Here is a 3,009-nt window from a genome sequence, read left to right on the forward strand (position 1 = left end):
CTTCGTCGGCAGCGTCAGAGGTGTCTCAGAGACAGGACCGGCACCGGGTACGCGCCCACCGCGTACCCCCAGGGCCGCCGCCCCCGAGGCGGACCCGACGGAATCCGGACCCGCCCCCGCCGCGGACCCGGCGAAGTCCGGCCCTGCGGCGGATCCGGCGGAGCCCGGAGCCGGCGAGGAGGGTACGCCCTGATGCCGCTCTGGCTGGAACTGGTGATCCGCATCGGTGGGGTGGTGGCCGCCTTCCTCGTCCTGCCGCTGCTGGTGGGTCAGGCCGAGCACAAGGTGATGGCGCACATGCAGGGTCGGCTCGGCCCGATGTACGCGGGCGCGTTCCACGGCTGGGCGCAGCTCGTCGCCGACGGCGTGAAGTTCGTGCAGAAAGAGGACGTCACCCCCCGCGCGGCGGACCGACCGGTGTTCCGGCTGGCTCCGGCGGTGGCCCTGGTGCCGTACCTGCTCGCCCTGCTGGTGATCCCGCTCGGCCCGAACGACCTCGTCGGTCAGCCGCTCGACGTGGGTCTGTTCTTCGTGCTGGCGGTGGTCGGCGTGGGGGTGCTGGCCGTGCTGATGTCGGCCTGGGCGTCGGCCAACAAGTTCAGCCTGCTCGGTGGGCTGCGGGGTGCCGCCCAGTTGCTCGGCTACGAGCTGCCGCTGGTGCTGGCCGCCGCGTCGGTGGCGATGGCCGCCGGCACGTTGAGTCTCTCCGGCATCGTCGAGGCGTGGCAGCCGTGGTGGCTGATCTGGCAGGCCCCGGCGATGGTGGTGTTCTTCGTGGCCGGTCTGGCCGAGATCCGCCGGCCGCCGTTCGACATGCCGGTGGCCGACTCCGAGCTGGTGTTCGGGTACATGACCGAGTACACCGGACTGCGGTTCGCGTTCCTGCTGCTGGCCGAGTACGTCGGGATCGTGGTGATCGCCGCCCTGACCACCGTGCTGTTCCTCGGCGGATGGCAGGGGCCGTTCGCGGACGACCAGCTCGGTTGGCTCTGGACCCTGCTCAAGGTGGCCGCCGTCAGCTTCGTGATCATCTGGCTGCGCGTCTCCTACCCCCGGTTGCGGGAGGACCAGTTGCAGCGGCTCTGCTGGCTGGTGCTGGTGCCGACCGCGCTGGCCCAGCTCGTGCTGACCGCCGCCGTCCGGGTGGCCCTGTAAGGAAGGGACCCCTACTACCGTCTCCGGTATAGCAGGGGTCCCCTCCTAACACCTCTCACCGCCGCCGCACGGTCGCCGCCCGACGGCGAGCCGCCGCCGCACGGCGGGCGGTCAGCGCAGGGGAGTGTGCGCGGGGTCGACCCGCTCGGCGGGCGGCGGGGGTGGCGGGGGAGTGCCGTCGCCGAACGGGCGACCGCCCAGCGCCTCCCGGTCGTGCGGGGCGAGCCAGTTCGACAGGTCGGGGCCGAGCGGCACCACCCCGGTCGGGTTGATGTCCCGGTGCACCTCGTAGTAGTGCCGCTTGATGTGGTCGAAGTCGATCGTGTCGCCGAAGCCGGGCGTGGTGAACAGGTCTCGCGCGTACGCCCACAGCACCGGCATCTCGCTCAGCTTCTGCCGGTTGCACTTGAAGTGCCCGTGGTACACCGGGTCGAAGCGGACCAGCGTGGTGAACAGCCGTACGTCGGCCTCGGTGATGGTGTCGCCGACCAGGTACCGCTGCCCGGCCAGGCGCTCGCTGAGCCAGTCGATCCGGTCGAACAACCGGTGGTACGCCTTCTCGTAGCCCTCCTGGCTGCCGGCGAAGCCACAGCGGTACACGCCGTTGTTGACGTCGCTGAAGACCAGCGCGTTGACCTCGTCGATCTCGTCGCGCAGGTGCTCGGGGTAGAGCTGCGGCGCGCCCTGGCGGTGGTGTGCGGTCCACTCGGTGGAGAGGTCCAGGCTCATCCGGCTGTAGTCGTTGGTCACCACCTGCCCGGTGGGCACGTCGACCATGGCCGGCACGGTGATGCCGCGCGGGTAGTCCGGGTAGCGGGCGAAGTACGCCTGCTGGAGACGCTCGATGCCGAGCACCGGGTCACGCCCGTCCGGGTCGAGGTCGAAGGTCCAGCTCCGGGCGTCGTGGGTGGGCCCGGCGACGGCCATCGAGATGGCGTCCTCCAGCCCCAACAGCCGCCGGACGATGATCAGCCGGTTTGCCCAGGGGCAGGCACGACTCACCGCCAACCGGTACCGACCCGCCTCGACCGGGTAGCCGTCCCGGCCGTCGACCGTGATCCGGGTGGTGATGTAGTTCTGGTCCCGGTTGAACTCGCCCTGCTCGACGTACTTCCCGCCGCTGTTCGTACCGCCCGCGCCCATGCCGCCCCCAAGGTGTCGCCACGTCGTCCTGCATCCCATCATGGCCGATCATGCGCGGGCCGGCGCGGGGAGCCGCCGGACGCCACGGTCGGGCCGTCGGTGGCGATCCTTCGGGTGGTGGTCGCGCGGGCCGTGGCCACAGGGCAGGATGTTGCGCATGAGCGAGCGAAGCGAGTCGGCCGGCGTACCCGGCAGCGGCCTGGTGAAGGGGCTGGCGGTCACGCTCAAGACGATGACGAAGCGCTCCACCACCCAGCAGTACCCGGACGTCGCGCCCGACCTGCCGCCCCGCTCGCGCGGGGTGATCGCGCTGATGGAGGAGAACTGCACGGTCTGCATGCTCTGCGCCCGCGAGTGTCCGGACTGGTGCATCTACATCGACTCGCACAAGGAGGAGGTGGCGGTGCCCGGCGCGGCCCGGCCCCGCCAGCGCAACGTCCTCGACCGGTTCGACATCGACTTCTCGCTCTGCATGTACTGCGGCATCTGCATCGAGGTCTGCCCCTTCGACGCGCTCCACTGGTCGCCGGAGTTCGAGTACTCCGAGTACGACATCAAGGACCTGCTGCACGACAAGGAGCACCTGGGCGAGTGGGTGGCGACCGTGCCGCCGCCGCCCGCGCACGACCCGCAGGGTGAGCCGGCCAAGGAGGAGACCGCCGCCGCGCGCAAGGCCGCGGTTCCCGCCGCGTCCGCCGCCCGGCCGACCGC

The 3,009-nt window shown here is 71.1% G+C and carries 3 protein-coding genes; 2 read left to right on the forward strand and 1 reads right to left on the reverse strand.

Annotation, left to right across the window (positions count from 1 at the left end):
- The first annotated feature begins 192 nt into the window (after positions 1 to 192).
- On the forward strand, positions 193 to 1,155 hold the full coding sequence (locus EYA84_RS29745) for a complex I subunit 1 family protein (RefSeq protein WP_131057418.1): 963 nt from the start codon (positions 193 to 195) through the stop codon (positions 1,153 to 1,155).
- Between the two features lie 111 nt (positions 1,156 to 1,266).
- Here the strand turns inward: EYA84_RS29745 and EYA84_RS29750 are convergent, their stop codons facing one another.
- Positions 1,267 to 2,298, reverse strand: a complete 1,032-nt coding sequence (locus EYA84_RS29750) for a glutathione S-transferase family protein (RefSeq protein WP_131057420.1) — start codon at positions 2,296 to 2,298, stop codon at positions 1,267 to 1,269.
- A 157-nt stretch (positions 2,299 to 2,455) separates the two neighbouring features.
- Between EYA84_RS29750 and EYA84_RS29755 the strand changes: the two genes are divergently transcribed.
- Positions 2,456 to 3,009 (forward strand): NuoI/complex I 23 kDa subunit family protein (locus EYA84_RS29755; RefSeq protein WP_394347631.1); only part of this gene is annotated, 554 nt, incomplete at its 3' end.

The sequence above is a fragment of the Verrucosispora sp. SN26_14.1 genome, assembly GCF_004307965.1.
GTDB lineage: Bacteria > Actinomycetota > Actinomycetes > Mycobacteriales > Micromonosporaceae > Micromonospora.